The 16,881-nt window shown below is 67.2% G+C and carries 16 protein-coding genes; 5 read left to right on the top strand and 11 right to left on the bottom strand.

From position 1 onward, the window contains the following. The first annotated feature begins 32 nt into the window (after positions 1–32). The 4 genes from FGK64_RS09410 (at position 33) to FGK64_RS09395 (ending at position 4,492) form a co-directional block, all read left to right on the top strand. Entirely contained in the window at positions 33–1,346 is a 1,314-nt protein-coding gene (locus FGK64_RS09410; RefSeq protein WP_138863554.1) for a TRAP transporter small permease subunit, read from the top strand. A 3-nt stretch (positions 1,347–1,349) separates the two neighbouring features. Then, on the top strand, positions 1,350–2,705 hold the full coding sequence (locus tag FGK64_RS09405; RefSeq protein ID WP_138863553.1) for a TRAP transporter large permease: 1,356 nt from the start codon (positions 1,350–1,352) through the stop codon (positions 2,703–2,705). Between the two features lie 177 nt (positions 2,706–2,882). Beyond that, complete coding sequence (locus FGK64_RS09400; protein WP_138863552.1) at positions 2,883–3,554, top strand: hypothetical protein; 672 nt, start codon at positions 2,883–2,885, stop codon at positions 3,552–3,554. After that, on the top strand, positions 3,551–4,492 hold the full coding sequence (locus FGK64_RS09395; protein WP_138863551.1) for a hypothetical protein: 942 nt from the start codon (positions 3,551–3,553) through the stop codon (positions 4,490–4,492). Before FGK64_RS09400 ends, FGK64_RS09395 begins: the two co-directional genes overlap by 4 nt. Positions 4,493–4,495: 3 nt before the next feature. Here FGK64_RS09395 and cobF read toward each other — a convergent pair whose 3' ends face one another. The 6 genes from cobF to cbiE are packed head-to-tail and all read right to left on the bottom strand — an operon-like array spanning position 4,496 to position 9,620. After that, a complete protein-coding gene (cobF, locus tag FGK64_RS09390) occupies positions 4,496–5,227 on the bottom strand; it encodes a precorrin-6A synthase (deacetylating) (RefSeq protein ID WP_138863550.1) in 732 nt (243 codons plus the stop codon). Between the two features lie 3 nt (positions 5,228–5,230). After that, positions 5,231–5,950, bottom strand: coding sequence for a uroporphyrinogen-III C-methyltransferase (gene cobA, locus FGK64_RS09385; protein ID WP_138863549.1), 720 nt, complete (start codon positions 5,948–5,950; stop codon positions 5,231–5,233). Beyond that, complete coding sequence (locus FGK64_RS09380) at positions 5,947–7,272, bottom strand: cobyrinic acid a,c-diamide synthase CobB (protein ID WP_138863548.1); 1,326 nt, start codon at positions 7,270–7,272, stop codon at positions 5,947–5,949. Before FGK64_RS09380 ends, cobA begins: the two co-directional genes overlap by 4 nt. Then, positions 7,265–8,059, bottom strand: coding sequence for a precorrin-4 C(11)-methyltransferase (cobM, locus tag FGK64_RS09375; RefSeq protein ID WP_138863547.1), 795 nt, complete (start codon positions 8,057–8,059; stop codon positions 7,265–7,267). Before cobM ends, FGK64_RS09380 begins: the two co-directional genes overlap by 8 nt. Then, positions 8,056–8,418, bottom strand: coding sequence for a cobalamin biosynthesis protein (locus FGK64_RS09370; RefSeq protein ID WP_138863546.1), 363 nt, complete (start codon positions 8,416–8,418; stop codon positions 8,056–8,058). The genes cobM and FGK64_RS09370 overlap by 4 nt, the downstream gene beginning before the upstream one ends. Further along, positions 8,415–9,620, bottom strand: a complete 1,206-nt coding sequence (gene cbiE, locus FGK64_RS09365) for a precorrin-6y C5,15-methyltransferase (decarboxylating) subunit CbiE (RefSeq protein ID WP_138863545.1) — start codon at positions 9,618–9,620, stop codon at positions 8,415–8,417. The genes FGK64_RS09370 and cbiE overlap by 4 nt, the downstream gene beginning before the upstream one ends. Here cbiE and FGK64_RS09360 point away from each other — a divergent pair. Beyond that, entirely contained in the window at positions 9,619–10,374 is a 756-nt protein-coding gene (locus FGK64_RS09360) for a cobalt-precorrin-6A reductase (RefSeq protein ID WP_138863544.1), read from the top strand. The genes cbiE and FGK64_RS09360 overlap by 2 nt on opposite strands. Here FGK64_RS09360 and cobJ read toward each other — a convergent pair. From cobJ to cobN, 5 genes are read right to left on the bottom strand one after another with little or no spacing between them, the layout of a single operon-like run. Further along, positions 10,347–11,099: a precorrin-3B C(17)-methyltransferase gene (gene cobJ / locus FGK64_RS09355; protein WP_138863543.1), complete on the bottom strand. Its 753-nt coding sequence runs from the start codon at positions 11,097–11,099 to the stop codon at positions 10,347–10,349. The genes FGK64_RS09360 and cobJ overlap by 28 nt on opposite strands. Further along, positions 11,096–11,827 (bottom strand): precorrin-2 C(20)-methyltransferase, encoded by a 732-nt coding sequence (locus FGK64_RS09350; protein ID WP_138863542.1) that lies wholly within the window; start codon positions 11,825–11,827, stop codon positions 11,096–11,098. The genes cobJ and FGK64_RS09350 overlap by 4 nt, the downstream gene beginning before the upstream one ends. Further along, a complete protein-coding gene (locus tag FGK64_RS09345) occupies positions 11,824–12,453 on the bottom strand; it encodes a precorrin-8X methylmutase (protein WP_138863541.1) in 630 nt (209 codons plus the stop codon). Before FGK64_RS09345 ends, FGK64_RS09350 begins: the two co-directional genes overlap by 4 nt. Beyond that, positions 12,454–13,578 carry a precorrin-3B synthase gene (gene cobG, locus FGK64_RS09340; protein WP_138863540.1) on the bottom strand — a complete coding sequence of 375 codons (1,125 nt, stop codon included), beginning with the start codon at positions 13,576–13,578 and terminating at the stop codon, positions 12,454–12,456. It abuts the gene before it with no gap. Beyond that, entirely contained in the window at positions 13,575–16,853 is a 3,279-nt protein-coding gene (gene cobN / locus FGK64_RS09335) for a cobaltochelatase subunit CobN (protein WP_138863539.1), read from the bottom strand. The genes cobG and cobN overlap by 4 nt, the downstream gene beginning before the upstream one ends. Positions 16,854–16,881: the final 28 nt, after the last annotated feature.

Below are 16,881 nucleotides of genomic sequence, written 5' to 3'. Positions count from 1 at the left end.
TTTTCCTGACTCTCCATTCCAAAGAGGACCGTATGCCGGGTCTCAGCTTCACGCTGCCGCATTGGTTGTACTGGGTCGGACTGATCGTCTTTCCCATTGTCGCGATGATCCTGTCGCGCCGCCCGCAACCGTCACGGAAACGCTATACCCTTCCGCTGGCCTATATGATCGCCGTCACCGGCGGCATCCTGGGGCTGCACCGTTTCTATATCAAAAGCCTCTGGGGGCTGGTTTATATCCCGATCTTCCTGTTCGTGCTGTACGCCAACGCCCAGACCCACGACGCGCGCACTGTGCTGTCGGGCTTTGCCAACGAATTGCGGGTGGCCCAGCGCACCGTGGACCGCGAGGAAAGCCGGGTGGCCGACGCGCGCGAAGACCTCGCCGGATTGCAGGCCGCGGCGGCCGAAGCCGAAGAAGGGTCTTTTGCACAGAAGTCGGCCGAGCGCCGACTGACACGGGCCGAGGACACCATTTCCAAGGGCGAAACCCGCCTGAGCGACGCCCGCGCCACGCTCGACTCGATCGCGCCCAAGCGGGACGAGGCCGCCGCCACCCGCGCCTTCTGGAGCGATGCGGCTGGCTATGCGTTCTATCTGATCCTTGCGCTGCTGGTGATCGACCTGCTGCTGCTGCCGATGCTGGTGCGCCGCGCCAATGCGAACCTCCCCGCCGAGGAAGAGATTTCCGACGCCGAACGCGCGCTGGCGGCCGCCGAAGCCGAGGAAGGCCCGAAGCACGACGCCGATTACGCCGAGAACTGGATCGACCGGCTGTCTCTGTTCTGTGGTGAATTCGTGGCCTATTGGGCGGTGATCGCCGTTTTCGTCTATTACTATGAGGTGATCGCGCGCTATGTCTTCGGCTCGCCCACCAATTGGGCGCATGAATCCATGTACCTGATGTTCGGGATGCAATACCTGATCGCGGGCGCCTATGCGATGCTGACCGAAAGCCATGTGCGCGTCGATATCTTCTATGCGCCCCTGACCCGCCCGAAAAAGGCATGGGTCGATCTGGTGACCTCGATCTTCTTCTTCATCTTCGCGGGCACCCTGCTGGTCACCAGCTGGATCTTCGCGATGGACGCGCTGGCGGTGCCCACGGGCAACTCGGTCGTGTCGGCCTGGGCGCGAGGGGAAACCACGTTCTTCGGAATGCTGGGCAGCCTCGGGCTGGATCAGTGGACCGGCGACAACATCCGCTGGGGCGAGATCAGCTTCAACGAATGGGAAGTGCCGCTGTGGCCGATGAAATGGGTCATGGTGATGGGCGGCGTGCTTCTGGTGCTTCAGGGCATCTCGAAGCTGTCCAAGGACATTCGCGCCGTGGCAAGAGGGGCATAAGGCATGGGCATCGAAATCGGAATCGAGTGGCTGACACTCATCATGTTCGGCAGCCTGCTGGCCCTGCTGATGGCGGGGCTGCCCCTGGCCTTTGTCACCGGCGGTCTGGCCTGTGTCTTCCTGTTCATCCTGGGCGATGCGCGCGCGCTGAACATCGTGCCCTCGCGCATCTTCCCGCTGATGACGAACTATCAGCTGTCGGCCATCCCGCTGTTCATCTTCATGGCGGCGATGCTGGAACGGGCAGGCATCATCAACGACATGTTCGACGTGATCTACAAGGTCATGGGCGGGCTGAAAGGCGGGCTGGCGGCGGCGACGATCATCGCCTCGACCATCCTGGCCGCCATGGTCGGCGTGATCGGCGCGGCGGTGGTGACGATGGGTATCATCGCCCTGCCCGCCATGCTGAAACGCCACTATGACCCCAAGATCGCCATGGGTTCGATCATGGCAGGCGGTACGCTGGGCATCCTGATCCCGCCGTCGATCCTGGCCATCATCTATGCCGTGGTGGCCGAGCAATCGGTGGGCGAGCTGTTCATCGGCGCGGTCATTCCGGGGCTGATGCTGTCGGGGATGTATATCGCCTATGTGGTGACGCGGTCCTACATCAACCCCGCCGTCGGCCCGGCCATCCCGCCCGAAGAACGGGTGTCGAACGCCGAAAAGCTGCGCCTGATCGGCAAGATGACGGCCCCGATCACGCTGGTCGTGGTGGTGCTGGGCATCATCTTTTCCGGCGTCGCCACCCCGGTCGAGGCGGCGGGCATCGGCACTTTCGGCGCCTTCATCGTCGCCGCCATCCATCGCAAGCTGGATTGGCCCACCGTGCGCGAGGCCTGCACCACCACGCTCAAGGCCTCTGCCATGGTGATCTGGATCATGTTCGGCGCGACGATCTTTGTCGGGCTCTATGTTCTGGAAGGCGGGCAGCAGTTCGTGCAGGACAGCCTTGCCGCCACCGGCCTCGGGCCCTGGGGCATCCTGATCCTGATGCAGATCCTGCTGGTGATCCTGGGCATGTTCCTTGACTGGGTCGGCATCCTGCTTCTGTGCGTGCCGATCTTCGTGCCGATCATCAAGGCGCTTGGCGCGCAGGCCTTCGGGCTGGGCGACGTGGATGACCTCGTGCTGTGGTTCGGCGTGCTCTACCTCGTGAACATGCAGATGAGCTTTCTCTCGCCGCCCTTCGGCTATGCGCTGTTCTACCTGCGCGGCGTCGCTCCGGCCGACATCCCGATGAGCGACATCTTCAAATCCGCCCTGCCCTTTCTGTTCCTGCAACTGGTCGGGCTGGTGATATGCATGGTCTTCCCGCAGGTCATCACCTGGCTGCCACGGCTGGTGTATGGCTGAGGCCGGATAGAATTCGAAACGACAAAAGGCCCCGGAAGGGGCCTTTTTCATGTGAGCGACAGACAAACTGCACTCAAGTCCTTGACCGGACAGGCCGTTCCGCGAAAACTGGCCGGTAATTATTTACCTGATGCACGTCATTGCCAGCATCGTTGCACGTCAGACCATAGGACATTCATGCAGCCCCCGAACGAACTTCAACGTGCCGAAATCATGGATTGGTGGGAAGCGGCGCAAGACCACATTTCCAAGACGATCCCGGATCGACTGCCCGCGCTCTACTACAAGGTGGATCAGAAGATTGACGAACTCGGCTGGTACAAGACGTTTTCTCGCAAGGCCGTCCGGACCAATGAACTGAATCCGATCGTCGAAGAATGGACATCCAAGCTCTACGCGGAACTCACGCACGATTTGGACGAATCCTTCAAGGCTTCGGCCGAGGAAGTGGAAGGCAACGGCCAGTTAGACAAATTGAGCTATAGCGAGATCGGCGAAACAACTGCCACGGTAGTTTTTTCGGTCGCCCCTGTCGCAGCCGTGCCATTCGCAAGCGGGGGTCTGGCCGTCGCCGGAACTACCGTCCTTGGGTTCTCTGTTGGCGCAACCGGCCTCGCGGTTGTTCCCGTTGTCGCTCTGGCTGGCGCCGCGATTGCCGCGGCCGCGGGTCCGGCATTCAGGAACAGAAACCTCAACCGATTAAAGCAGAATTTCAGGCAGTCCATCCACAAATGGATCGACGGCATCGTTCTGGGGGACCCTGAAAAACCAAAAGCCAACTCCTTGAAACGGCAACTGCAAAAAGAACTTGAGGCCGTCGCAAGAAAACGGCTGGAGCTGATTGAATGAGTATTCCTTTTTACATTGCCGAAGAATTCGCAAAACAGATCGCGTCCGGTGAATTGAAGCGACATGGCGCGATCTTGAAGAATGTACAGACCGGCCGGATCGTCGCACACTTGCAGGAAACCGGCGCGCTGCAAAAGGTGCTTCAGACGGGTCTGTCCATCGATCCGACCGGCGTCACCAATCTGGTCGGGATCGCGCAAAATGCAGCAATCTCGAACAAGTTAAGCGCGATGCAATCCATGATGGGAGCGATGCAATCGCTTCAGATCGCCACGCTTGCGTCATCCGTGGTGGGCGTCGGCGTAACCGCGGCCTCAACGGCGATGATCCTGCACCGTCTTGGCCAGATCGACACGGCACTTGGTACCATCGAAGGCAAGATCGACGCTCTGCCATCGCAATGGCGCGATATGGATCTGCGGCGCAAACTGGTCACCGTCCGCACCGCCGTGGACCGGATGCAAGAGGCCGAGGTTCGCCCTGACGGTGACAGCGTCATGCGCGAGGTCGAGGAACGCCTCAGCTATGTGTTCGACGAATTGCACTCTGGCATCGCCAGCGTGGTGATCGAAGCCAAGGTCGACGCCGGACTGTTGCGAACCCTCTTGGCGGGGCTGGCGATGTGCGGAGCGACCCAGGTCAAATCGCTGATCTGGCTCGACATGAAAGAAGCCGCCGTGCAGCGGGTTGGCCGACAGTGCGACCGGCTGCAAGACCTTGCATTTCTAATGCCGCGCGATGTGCTGGCTGAAAAACTGCAAGGCGGGGCCGATCTGGCCGCCAGTATCTCGCAGGACTGTTCGGAGATCCGGCTACGCACCGCGTCTCAGGCTGACCTGTCACGCACGTTGATTGCCAAAGGGATAAACGGGCGCGACTTCATCGAACGGATCCAGAGCGAAGAGGCTGAACCCATTCTGATTTTACCAACCGAATGATCCTTACCGCCGCCGCAGCAGGTAGATATCCATGATCCACCCGTGATCGGCGCGGGCCCTGGCGCGGGTGGCGACGATGCGCGCGGCGGCCTCGGGCAAGGGGCCGCGGTCGAGGATTTGCTCGGCCATGCCGACATAGGCGCCCCACCAGATGTCGTATCGCTCAGGCTCGGACAGCGACTGGAATGAGCATTGGCCGTCCAGCATCACCACCGCCGTGTCCACGCCGGGGGGCCAGCCTTCGTCGCGCAGGCGGCGGCCCGTGGTCACCACGAAGGGCGCGCCAATTTCGTTGACCGGGATCGCATGTGCCGCCGTCAGCGCCTGCACGGCGGTGATCCCGGGCACCACGCGGATGGTGGGCGCCGGGTCGAGCCGCGCGGCGATACGCAGAGAGCTGTCATACAGAGAAGGATCGCCCCAGATCAGCAGCGCGACCCGCTGCGCCTGCCCGGCGGCGTCTACCCAGGCCCGGGCGATGGCATCGTGCCAGGCGTCGACGCCGGTCAGGTAATCGCCCGAGGCATCGCGGCGCGGCAGGTCGAATTCCACCACCGGCGCATCCGGGCCTAGCACCGCATGAACGATCTGACGCCGCAGGTCGGCCAGGTCGGCTTTGTCCGCGCCCTTGCGCGGGATCAGGATCAGATCGGCGTCGGCCATCACACGCCGCGCCTCGCCCGTGACGTGATCGGGGTTGCCGGTGCCGATGCCGATCAGGAACAGTTGCTGCATCGCCTAGGCCTCGGCCAGCGGGCCATAAAGGATCAGCGCCGGCGCGCTGCCTGGATCGCCCTGGAACCGCTGGGCCAGCGCGTCGATGGTGCTGCGCTCAAGGCTCTGTTCCGCGCCGCCCACCGATTCCGCCAGCAAGGCAGGCGTATCGCCCGGCAGCCCGGCCCCCGTCAGCAGCGCGGCGAGGCGCGGAAAGGTGCGTTTGCCCATGAAGACCACCGTCGTGGCCTGCGCATCGGCCAGCGCGGCCAGGTTCAGATCTTCGGGCAGCGCGCCGGATACATCGTGGCCAGTGACAAACTGCACCCGCCGCGCGGTCAGCCGCCGCGTCAGAGGGATCCCGGCAGCCGCAGCTGCGGCGCAGGCCGAAGGCACGCCGGGGATGATCTCGTAAGGAATACCCGCCGCACGCAGGGCGACGATTTCCTCTTCCAGACGGCCGAAAATGCCGCCATCGCCGCTTTTGAGCCGCACCACCCGCGCGCCGGTCTGCGCGTAATCGACCAGCAGGCGGCTGACGTGATCCTGCCGGGGCGAGGGCCGCCCGGCGCGTTTGCCCACCCCGACCAGTTCGGCCGTCTTGCCCGCATGGCCCAGCAAGGCGCCCGACGACAGATCGTCGAACAGCACCGCCTCGGCCCGTTTCAGCCGGTCGACCGCCTTCAGCGTCAACAATTCCGGGTCGCCGGGGCCAGAACCGACAAAGCTGACAAATCCGGTCATTTGGTTCCCTGCCCTTCTTCGGCGATCATGTGAAAGAAGCTGCCGGTGACATGGCCCCGGGCCGAGCCGGTTTCCGGCACCTCGGCACCTTCGGCGTCGCTCACGCGGGCCAGGGGCGCGTCGGGCGCGTCCAGAATGGTGGAGTAATGGAATTCGTGGCCCCGCAGCGCCGAGCCAACGCCCTGCCCCGGCATCGGCGCGCGCAGCACGGCGCGGCGATAGCCAAGGTGAAACTTGCGCTTTTCGTAAGATGTCACCAGACCCAGCAGCCCGGCCATCTCGTGCCGGGTGCCATCCTTGTCGATCAGCGCCTGCCCAAGCGCCATGTAGCCCCCGCATTCACCATGCACAGGCCGGGTTTCGGCGTGGCGGCGCAGCCCTTCGCGAAAGCGGGTCGCGCTGGCCAGCGTGGCGCCATGCAGCTCGGGGTAGCCGCCCGGCAGCCAGACCAGATCGGCGCTGGCATCGGGGGCGTCATCCGCCAGTGGCGAAAACGGCACGATCTCGGCGCCGGCGGCGCGCCAGCCTTCCAGAACATGCGGATAGGTAAAGGAAAACGCCGCGTCGCGGGCCAGCGCAATGCGCTGCGCGGGCGGGCGCGGCAGCCCGGTGGGCGTATCCGTCAGCGCCCGCGCCCCGGCTACCGCACGGATCGCGGCCAGATCGACATTCTCGCGCAGGAAGGCGGCATATCCGGCGATCGCGGCTTCCAGATCGGGGTGTTCGACCGCCTGGATCAGGCCAAGGTGGCGTTCAGGCAGCGCCAGGTCGCCCCGGCGCGGCAGGCAGCCCAGCACCGGAATGCCCACCTGCTCCATCCCCAGCCGGGTCAGCCGTTCGTGACGCGGGCTGGCGCAGCGGTTCAGGATCACGCCCGCAAGGCGCAGATCGGGGTTGTAGCGCTGGAACCCCAGCGCCGTGGCCGCCGCCGATTGCGCCTGACCGGAAATATCCAGTACCAGCACCACGGGCCAGCCCATTCGGATCGCGGTTTCCGCGCTGGTGCCATGCCCGCAGGCCCCGGCAAAGGCGACGCCATCGAACAGGCCCATCGACCCTTCGGCCACCACCATATCGGCGCCCTGCGCCTGTTCCGCGACCGAGGCGATCAGCCCCGCCCTCATCGCCCAGCTGTCGATGTTGAACGACGCGCGCCCCGCCGCCGCAAGGTGAAAGGCCGGGTCGATGTAGTCCGGTCCGCTCTTGAACGGCTGCACCGTCAGCCCGTCCTCGCGCAGCGCGCGCAGCAGGCCCAGCATCACAGTGGTTTTGCCGGTGCCCGATCCCGGGGCGGACACGAGGACGCCGGGAACCTCAGCCATCCTGTTCGCTCCACTCCGACCAGGGCGACTCGGCACTTTGCGGGCGATAGCGGCGGTCGTAATCCGCCGAATACAGGCAGCTTTCCGCGAACCCCTCGCCGCCCAGCGCCGGACCGACAAGGATAATCGCGGTACGCGCGATCTGGTCGTCCATTTCACCCTCGATCCGGGCCAGCGTGCTGCGCAGGATGCGCTCATCCGGCCAGCTGGCGCGATAGACCACCGCAACCGGGCAGTCGCCGCCGTAGACCGGGGTCAGATCGGCCACCACCTGCGCAAGGTTCTGAATCGACAGGTGAATCGCCAGCGTCGCGCCGGTGGCGGCGAAATTCGCCAGCGTCTCGCCCTGCGGCATCGACGAAGCGCGCCCCGGCGTGCGGGTCAGCACCACCGATTGCGCCAGCCCCGGCAGCGTCAGTTCCGCGCCCAAAGACGCCGCCGCGGCGGCAAAAGACGGCACGCCCGGAGTGACCGACACGGGAATATCCAGCGCGCGTAACCGGCGCATCTGTTCGCCCATCGCGGACCAGACCGACAGATCGCCCGAATGCAGCCGGGCCACGTCCTGCCCGGCCTCATGCGCGCGGCGGATTTCGTCGATGATCGCGTCCAGATCCATCGGCGCGGTGTTCACGATTCGCGCACCTTCGGGGCAATGGCCCAGAATTTCGCGCGGAACCAGAGACCCGGCATAGAGGCACACCGGGCAAGAGGCGATGATGTCGCGTCCGCGCAGGGTGATCAGGTCGGCGGCACCGGGCCCGGCGCCAATGAAATGGACGGTCATTCAACTTCCCCTGTTGCGATGGCGCAGGTCGCCATGCGGTCGCCCGAGACAACGCGTGCCGCCACCAGCCGGGCACTCGGCCCGGCAGCAGCCAGCGCGGCGGCTTCGGCCACCGACCCGGTGCCGCGCTTTGCCATTACGCGGTCGGAATGCGTCAGCGTGGGTGCGGCGCGCAGGTCGAGCCCCGGCACGGCCACCACCGGAAGGCCCAGCGTCTGTGCCAGCGCCACGATCGCGGGCGCTTCGGCCTTGTCGGCGGGTGTGGCCAGGGCGGTCACCTCGCCCCCGGCACGGGCCAGTGCGTCGGCAAGGCTTTGCTCGGTCGCACCGTGGCGAAATCCCAATCCGGCAACTCTCATCGTGTCACGCTCCATTGTACGATCGGATAGGCCGAAGCCCAGCCGCGACGATTTCCCAGCGGCTTGGCTTTGGCCAATTCGATACGCAGCATATCGCCCCCCTTGTCCTCATGCCATGCAGCCAGCAGAGCCTCGGATTCCAGTGTCACCGCATTGGCGACCAGCCGGGTGTTTGGCGCGACCTTCACCCACAGCGCATCCAGCAGATCTTGTGACAGCCCGCCGCCGATGAACACCGCATCAGGCGCGGCCAGCTCTTGCGTCAGCACTTCGGGCGTGCGCCCTTCAACCAGCGTCAGCCGGTGGTCGACCCCCAGCCGCGCGGCATTGGCGCGGATGTTGGAAGCACGGGCCGCGTTGCCCTCGATCGCGGTGGCGGTGCAGGTGTCACCGCTCAGCAGCCATTCCAGGGCGATTGACCCAGATCCCGCCCCGATGTCCCATAGATGTTCGCCCGCGCGCGGGGCCAGTGCCGACAGTGTCAGCGCGCGCACCGGGCGCTTGGTGATCTGTCCGTCATTGTCGAACCATTCGTCCGCCCGCCCTGCCGCGCGGGTCAACATGCGGCCCGTGCCCGCCACTTCGATGGCAACGCAGACCGGCGCGGCCACATCTGCCAGCGCGCAGGCGTCGGCGTGAACCAGCCGGACACGTTCGCGCGGGCCGCCCAACGCCTCCATCACGCGCAGGGAGGACAGGCCAAAGCCTTGCTCGGTCAGCCATGCGGCCAGCTCATTCACCGCCGCCCCGTCGCGCAGCGTGGCAATCGCGCGCGCGCCAGGGGCCAGGTGCGCGCGCAGCCGTTCGAACGGCGCGGCGTGCAGGCTGAAACAGGCGGTCCGCTCCAGCGGCCAGCCCAGCCGCGCGGCGGCCAGCGAAAAGCACGACGGCCCCGGATAGGCGCGCCATTCGCCCGGCGACAGCCGCGCCGCCAGCACGCTGCCCGCGCCAAACCAGAACGGATCGCCCGAGGCCAGCACCGCCACCCGACGCCCCCGCAGCGCCAGCAGACGCTCCACCCCATCGGCAAAGGGCACCGGCCATGCAATGGTCTCCGCGCCTGTTTCGCCCAGCAACGCCAGATGCCTGAGCGGACCCATCACGATTTCGGCGCGCGCCAGTGCCTGACGGGTTGCGGGCGACAACCCATCCGGTCCATCTTCGCCCAACCCGATGATGGAAAGCCAGGGATCCTCAGACATGGCGCAACATATCCTGGTGCTGGGCGGCACCACCGAGGCGACCGCGCTGGCCCAGGCCATTAGCGATGCGGGATTGCGCGCGGTGTTTTCCTACGCGGGCCGTGTCGCCGACCCTAAGGCGCAACCGCTGCCGACCCGTGTCGGCGGCTTCGGCGGGGTCGAGGCCATGGCCGACTGGCTGCGCGACACAGGCATCACCCATGTGGTCGATGCCACGCACCCCTTTGCCGCCGGGATCAGCGCCAATGCGGTTGCCGCCTGCGCCGCCTGCAACATCCCGCTGCTGGCCCTGACCCGCCAACCGTGGGAGGCGCAACCGGGCGACAACTGGCACCATGTGCCCGACATTCCCGCCGCCGTCGCCGCGCTGGAGGGGCCGAAGCGGCGTGTGATGCTGGCGATTGGCCGGATGCATCTGGACGCCTTCGCCACGCAACCCGCGCATTTCTACCTGCTGCGGCTGGTCGATGCGCCGGATGGCCCGTTGCCCCTGCCCGACTGCGCGATCGAAGTGTCGCGCGGGCCGTTCACGGTGGAGCAGGACATCGCCCTGATGCAGCGCCACGGGATCGAGCTGGTCGTCGCCAAGAACGCCGGCGGCAGCGGCGCGCGTGCCAAGGTGGATGCCGCACGCGCGCTGTCGATCCCGATGCTGATGATCGACCGCCCCGCCCTGCCGCAGCGGGCCGAGGTACACGACATCGACGCGGTGTTCGACTGGCTCGCTCATTCCGGGACGGACCTTGGGGTATAGACGAATTGCCCCTCGGGGCGCGGGATGATCCGGGTGGCCGAATTGCCCAGGATCACGACGGTGCGCATATCCGCCATATCCTCGGTCGCCTCGGTCAGCGGCACGCAGGTGATGCGTTCCTCGGGGGTGGACACAGCGCGCGCGAAGAGGATCGGGCGCGCGTCGCCGCATTCTTCCTGCAACAGACGCAGCGCACGGCCAAAGCCTTCGGGGCGGGATTTCGAGCGCGGGTTGTAGAAGGCCATCGCGAAATCCGCCTGCGCGGCAAGGCGCAACCGCTTCTCGATCAGCGCCCAGGGCTTGAGGTTGTCGCTCAGGTTGATGGCACAGAAATCGTGACCCAAGGGCGCGCCCGCCCGCGCCGCCGCCGCCAGCATCGCGGTGATGCCGGGCAGCACGCGGATGTCCAGCGCGCGCCAGGCCTCGGGCCCCGCTTCCACCGCCTCGAACACGGCCGAGGCCATGGCAAAGACGCCGGGATCGCCCGAGGACACCACGACAACGCGCCGCCCTTCGCTGGCCATTTCCAGCGCGTGGCGCGAGCGGTCCAGTTCAACCCGGTTGTCGCTTTCATGCAGCGTCAGCCCCGCGCGCGGCGTCACGCGGCGCACATAGGGAATATAGCCGACGATATCAGTGGCCCAGTCCAGCGCCGACGAGACCTCGGGCGTTATCAGCGCCTCGGTTCCGGGGCCAAGGCCCGCGATGACGACGCCCCCGCTCATGGCCGGCGCCCCTGCCCGTGCACGATGACGATCGAAAAATAAGGCGCATTTTCGCAATCGGCCTCGGCCAGCGGCTGCACGGTTTCACGCGCCATGGCGGCGTATTGCACCAGCCAGGCGCGGGCAAGCAGCCCGGCGGATTCCAGCGCGCGGCGGATCTTGGGCATGTTGCGCCCGATCTTCATCACCACCAGCGCGTCGGTATCCTTCATGCGGCGGGTCAGATCACCCTCTGGCAAGGTGCCCATCAGCACGGTCAGCACATCGTCGCCCCATGTCACCGGCTGGCCCGTCGCCGTCCAGGCCGCCGACATGCCCGTGGTCGCGGGGACCACCTGCACCGGGGTATTGCCAGTCAGCCGCGAATGCAGGTGCATGAAGGACCCGTAGAAGAACGGATCGCCTTCGCACAGCACCACCACATCCTCGCCCTGCGCCGACAGGGCGCGCAGATGCGCGGCGCAGGTTTCGTAGAATTCCGAAAGGATTTCATTATAGCGCGGATCGCTCAGCGGAATTTCGGTCGTCACCGGGTATTCCATCGGAAATTCCACCGCCTCGGGGTGCAGCAGCCCCTCGACGATGCCGCGCGCCTGCCCGGCGCGCCCGGCCTTGCGAAAGAACGCCACATGGCGGGCGTTGCGCAGCAGGCGGTCGGCGCGCACGCTCATCAGGTCGACCGCGCCGGGGCCAAGGCCGACGCCGTGAATGGTGCCCGGCGCGCTCATTCCGCGCGGCTCGCGATGGCGTTGATGGCCGCGACGGTGATCGCGCTGCCGCCTAGACGGCCCTCAACGATGATGCTGGGCACCGGCTGGGCCTGCCACAGCGCGTCCTTGGATTCGACCGCGCCGACAAAGCCCACCGGGCAGCCGATGATCGCCGCAGGGCGCGGGCAGCCCGGGTCCTCCAGCATGTTCAGCAGGTGAAACAGCGCCGTGGGCGCATTGCCGATGGCCACCACCGCGCCCTCCAATCGGTCGCGCCACAGTTCCAGCGCGGCGGCGCTTCTGGTGTTGCCCATGCGCGCGGCAAGGTCGCGCACGCCGTCGTCATGCAGGGTGCAGATGATGTCGTTGTCGGCGGGCAGACGCGGGCGGGTCACGCCTTCGCTGACCATGCGCGCATCGCACAGGATCGGCGCGCCGGCAGTCAGCGCGTCACGCGCGGCTGCCACCACGCCGGGCGAAAAGCGGATGAACTGCTCCAGCCCCACCATCCCGGCGGCGTGGATCATGCGCACGGCGACCTGTTCCTCGTCCGCCGGAAACCGCGCCAGATCGGCCTCGGCCCGGATGGTGCGGAACGATTGTTCATAGATGGCGGCGCCGTCGGTTTCATAGGTGTAGGGCATTCACAACAGCTCCGGTCGGTTCAAAAGCGTATCGGGCGACAGGGCGCGCAATTCGGGCTCATCCCATGAACACCCCTCTCGGACAAGATCAAAGGCGCCCTCGCGCCCGACAAGCGTGCGCGGCGCGGGGCGCGGATAGGCGCAGCCCTTGGCGCAGCCAGAGACATGCAGCCCCCCGCCAACGCGCGGCGCCAGCGCGCGCGCCAGATCGCGGGTGGCAACGGTGCCCTGCGGGCACAGCGGCGCACCGGGGCAGGCATGGGTCGCCAGCAGTGGATCGCCCGGTTCGGTGATGAAACCGGGGCGGCGCACATGGGCCACCCCCGGCAGATGCAGCAGACGCCACGGCGTGACCGTCACCGCCTGCGCGCCGGTTTGCTCGACCAGCGCGGCCAGCGCCGGGGCGCTTGTGCTGCCAAATGGCACGCCGACCATCATGCCATCGGCATGCGGCCCGGCATCGGGGCGCGGGCGTGGCGGTGCGGAGAATTCCTGCGCCCAATCCTCGCCCAGTTGGTCCGACACGACAGCCATGCGCCGCGCCTCGCCCCGGTTGGTGGCGAACCAATGGGCCAGCGCCAGAACGGTGTCGACCGCCTCTTCCGGGGCGACGGCCCGGCCCGCGGTGCGCCCATCGGCGCGCACAAGGATGCCGCCGGTTGCGGTGCGTTCCACCCGGATGTCTGCGGATTCTCCGGCTAGCAAGGGCGAGACGCTGCAATCGACGGAAAAGCCGAATTTGGCGGGCAGATCGGGCAATTCGTGCAGGCGATTGCTCAGCTCGGCAGCGATGCGGTGAATCAGGTCGCCGGGCTGCCAGAAGGGCGCGACGATCAAATTGCGCCGCGACTCGGTTTCGGGGTCGGCATCAACCAGCCCCAGCGCGAAGAGCTGCGCCAGAAGCGGCTCGTGCGCGTCCTCGGCCACGCCGCGCAGTTGCAGGTTGGCGCGGTTGGTCAGGTCGATGATGCCGCCGGAATGGGTGGCGGCGGCCTCGCAGAGGCCCAGCACCTGCGCCCGGCTCAGCCGCCCGAGACGCGGGCGCACCCGCACGATCAGCCCGTCGCCCGACATCATCGGGCGATACGCGCCGGGGCACCATCCTTTTACGACTGGTTCGCTCATGACGCGGCCAGCCCGGCGGCGATGGAGTTGCGCCGCGTCTGCCACAGCCCGGCCTCGGCCAGGGCGCGGAACTGGTCGACCATGGCACGATGCGCGCCGGGATTGGCCTGTTCAAGGAAGGCGGCAACCTGAACATCGCCCAGCGTCGCCGCGTAATAGGTGTCAAACAGATGCGGGCCAACCGCCTGCGCCAGGTTGGCAAAGGCCGCTATGTGATCCAGCGTTGCGGCAATTTCCGCCGCCCCGCGAAAGCCGTGGCGCTGCATCCCCGCGATCCAGCCCGGATGCGCGGCGCGGGCGTGGACGACACGGGCGATTTCCTCGGGCAGCAGGCGCGCGCGCGGGGCGGCAGGATCGGTGGAATCCAGATGATACAGCCGCGCCTCGCCTCCGCCGGTTACGCGCTTGGCAGCGGCAAACCCGGCCTCGTGATTGGCATAATCGGCGGCCAGCAGAACGTCGGTTTCCGGCAGATCCTGAAGGTGCACGAAGGCATCCGCCGCCGCGACTCTTTCGGCCAGCGCGGCACGGTCGGCGACCGGTTCGGCCCCATCCAGCGCCCAGGCGCTGGCGTCCAGCCAGGCCTGCCCGGCCTGCATCCGCGCGGCGTCGGTGAAGGTTTCCGCCAGATCGCCCATACCCACGCCATAGTTGCCCGGCGCCGGGCCAAAGATGCGCGGCCGCATCGCCTGCCCGGCATAGGGGTTCCAATCCGCCGCCTCGTCCCGCTCGGCCAGCGCCCGCAAGGCACGGGCGAACAGCGCGGTCAGAGTCGGGAAGACATCGCGGAACAGGCCCGAGACACGCAGGGTAATATCGATGCGCGGGCGGGACAGGTCGGTGATCGGCAGGATTTCAATGCCCGAGACACGCTCGCTCCCGGCGTCCCACACGGGCCGCACGCCCAGCAGGTGCAGCGCCATGGCGAATTCCTCGCCCGCCGTGCGCATGGTGGCCGATCCCCACAGGTCAACCACCAGACCGCGCGGGTATTCGCCTTCGTCCTGCAGGTGGCGGCGCACCAGTTCCTCGGCCAGCTTCACGCCCTGCGCATGGGCCGAGCGCGTGGGCACGCTGCGCGGATCGGTGGTGAACAGGTTGCGCCCGGTGGGCAGCACATCGGCCCGCCCCCGCCAGGGCGACCCGGACGGCCCCGGTGCGACCTGCCGCCCCGACAGCGCGGCGCGCAGGCTCTGCCCCTCGGCGGTGATGGACTCCGCGGTTTCAAACGGCATCGCCCCCTGCGGCGCGCGCGCGAAGACATGCAGCCCGTCGCCATACTGGCTTTCCTTGATGTCGCAGACGAAGCGGTCGATCCGGGTGATCGCCTCGGCCGTGCTGGCGGCGCGATCCAGGCCAAGGTCATCTTCCACCCCAAGCGCCTGCGCCTCGGTGCGAATGTCGCTTTGCAGCCGGTCGCGGCGCTTCGGGTCCAGCCCGTCGGCGTTGGAAAATTCGTCCAGCAGGGTTTCCAGCCGCACGAAACGGTCGGGCGTGTCGCTGGCCTTCAGCGGCGGTGGCAGGTGGCCGATGGTGATCGCCCCGATACGCCGCTTGGCCTGCGCCGCTTCGCCCGGATCGTTCACGATAAAGGGATAGACCACTGGCAGATCGCCAATCAGCGCCTCGGGCCAGCAGGCATCGCCCAGCGCCACGGATTTGCCCGGCAGCCATTCCAGCGTGCCATGCGCACCGACGTGGATCAGCGCGTCCACCCCCAGCGCGCGGCGCGCCCAAAGGTAAAACGCCACATAGCCATGGCGCGGCACGCGCGACAGGTCGTGATAGTCATCGTCGCGCGCCGCCACCTGCCCGCGTTCGGGTTGCAAGGCAACGGTGGCCGCGCCACAGCGCAGCGCGGCAAAACGGAATGCCCCATCGCGGCAGGCCGGATCGTCCTGCGGCGGCCCCCATGCGGCATGCAGTTCGTCACGCAGGCTTTGCGGCAGCGTGTCCAGCGCGGCAAGGTAGTCGCCCAGCGACCAATCCAGCGTGTCGTCCAGCAAGCCTTGCGCCAGATCGCCGGGCACGGGCGCGTCCAGATCCGACAGGATCGCCTGCGCCGAGGCCAGCGCGTCCAGCCCCACCGCATGGGCCATCTGCCACGGCTTGCCCGGATAGGTCGACAGCACGATCAGCGGGCGCGCCGACCCGCCTTTCGCACGCAGGCCGACGTGGGCGGCGACCCGCGCAACCACCGCATTAATCCGATCCGCCGCCGGGCGATGTTCCAGCCGCGCAAATTCCAGATCGGGATCCCGCGCGCCCGGCTCCTTGAAACTGATGACGCCGGCGAACAGGCGGCCATCGACCTCTGGCAGAACCACATGCATCGCCAGATCGGCAGGCGACAGGCCCCGCTCGCCCCCCTCCCAGGCGGCGCGGTCCGAGGTTGCCAACGCGACCTGAAACACCGGCACCCCGGCCGCGTCGAGAGGAGAGCGGCCATCGTCGCCCATGGCGGAAAAGGCGGTTGCGTTTACAATGGCTTGCGGTGCAATCCGCGCGATCTGTCGGCGCAGCCACCCCGCCGCGACGGGCGCCTTCAGCGAGGGCGCAAACAGCGCGACCACGTCGAAGCCCTGCGCCTGAAACGCGTGGTACAGCGCGGCAATCGGGGCCATATCGGCCGCCGCCAGATAGGCGCGGTAAAACGTCAGCACGATGCGCGGTTTGTCCGACGCAAACGGCAGCGCCACGGCGGGGCAGATCACGCCGCCCTCGGGTTGCCACGCGCCGACCTGCGGCACCATCCGCGCGCCGCGCACCGGACCGGCATAGAACCCGGCGGCCAAGGCCAGCTGCGCCAGCGCCGCCTGCGCCGCGACCGGCCCGCCGCCGTCACACAGCCGGGCGAGGTGATCCAGCGTTGATTTCGGCAGGGTCGAAACCGTATCCAGCCGTGCATCGGGCCGCCCGTCCGCCGGCAGCACCGCCAGCGCGATGCCCTTGTCGCGCGCGATCCGTTCGACCTGTTGCAGCCCATAGGGCCAATAGGCCTGCCCCCCGATCAGCCGGATCAGGATGCCGCGCGCGTGCTCCAGCGTGTTCTCGATATAGGTGTCGACCGACAGCGGGTGCCGCAGGGCCGACAGGTTCGCCAGCCGCAAAGTGGGTTCAAACCCCGCCCCGCGCGCCCGATGCCAGCCCGCCGCAAAGGCGCCAAGGTCGCTGTCGGAAAACGACAGCACCACCAGATCGGCCGGGCTTTGGCCCATGTCGACCGGCGTGTCGGCATCGTCCAACCCGTGGCTTTCGCGGAACACCACATGCATGTCACATGGCCCCTGCCCGGCCGTGGCG

Origin of the sequence: Arenibacterium halophilum (assembly GCF_005938225.1) — a bacterium.
GTDB lineage: Bacteria > Pseudomonadota > Alphaproteobacteria > Rhodobacterales > Rhodobacteraceae > Arenibacterium > Arenibacterium halophilum.
The sequence above is the reverse complement of the archived record's forward strand: the minus strand, read 5'-3'. Positions and strand labels throughout refer to the sequence as shown.

Bases quoted from the DNA above. Each gene is read 5' to 3' on its own strand.
- cobG (WP_138863540.1), bottom strand. From the start codon at position 13,578: ATGAGCGAACCAGTCGTAAAAGGATGGTGCCCCGGCGCGTATCGCCCG.
- cobA (WP_138863549.1), bottom strand. From the start codon at position 5,950: ATGACCGGATTTGTCAGCTTTGTCGGTTCTGGCCCCGGCGACCCGGAA.
- FGK64_RS09350 (WP_138863542.1), bottom strand. From the start codon at position 11,827: ATGAGCGCGCCGGGCACCATTCACGGCGTCGGCCTTGGCCCCGGCGCG.
- FGK64_RS09345 (WP_138863541.1), bottom strand. From the start codon at position 12,453: ATGCCCTACACCTATGAAACCGACGGCGCCGCCATCTATGAACAATCG.
- FGK64_RS09405 (WP_138863553.1), top strand. From the start codon at position 1,350: ATGGGCATCGAAATCGGAATCGAGTGGCTGACACTCATCATGTTCGGC.
- FGK64_RS09370 (WP_138863546.1), bottom strand. From the start codon at position 8,418: ATGAGAGTTGCCGGATTGGGATTTCGCCACGGTGCGACCGAGCAAAGC.
- FGK64_RS09360 (WP_138863544.1), top strand. From the start codon at position 9,619: ATGGCGCAACATATCCTGGTGCTGGGCGGCACCACCGAGGCGACCGCG.
- cobM (WP_138863547.1), bottom strand. From the start codon at position 8,059: ATGACCGTCCATTTCATTGGCGCCGGGCCCGGTGCCGCCGACCTGATC.
- FGK64_RS09380 (WP_138863548.1), bottom strand. From the start codon at position 7,272: ATGGCTGAGGTTCCCGGCGTCCTCGTGTCCGCCCCGGGATCGGGCACC.
- cbiE (WP_138863545.1), bottom strand. From the start codon at position 9,620: ATGTCTGAGGATCCCTGGCTTTCCATCATCGGGTTGGGCGAAGATGGA.
- FGK64_RS09395 (WP_138863551.1), top strand. From the start codon at position 3,551: ATGAGTATTCCTTTTTACATTGCCGAAGAATTCGCAAAACAGATCGCG.
- cobF (WP_138863550.1), bottom strand. From the start codon at position 5,227: ATGCAGCAACTGTTCCTGATCGGCATCGGCACCGGCAACCCCGATCAC.
- cobJ (WP_138863543.1), bottom strand. From the start codon at position 11,099: ATGAGCGGGGGCGTCGTCATCGCGGGCCTTGGCCCCGGAACCGAGGCG.
- FGK64_RS09400 (WP_138863552.1), top strand. From the start codon at position 2,883: ATGCAGCCCCCGAACGAACTTCAACGTGCCGAAATCATGGATTGGTGG.
- FGK64_RS09410 (WP_138863554.1), top strand. From the start codon at position 33: ATGCCGGGTCTCAGCTTCACGCTGCCGCATTGGTTGTACTGGGTCGGA.
- cobN (WP_138863539.1), bottom strand. From the start codon at position 16,853: ATGCATGTGGTGTTCCGCGAAAGCCACGGGTTGGACGATGCCGACACG.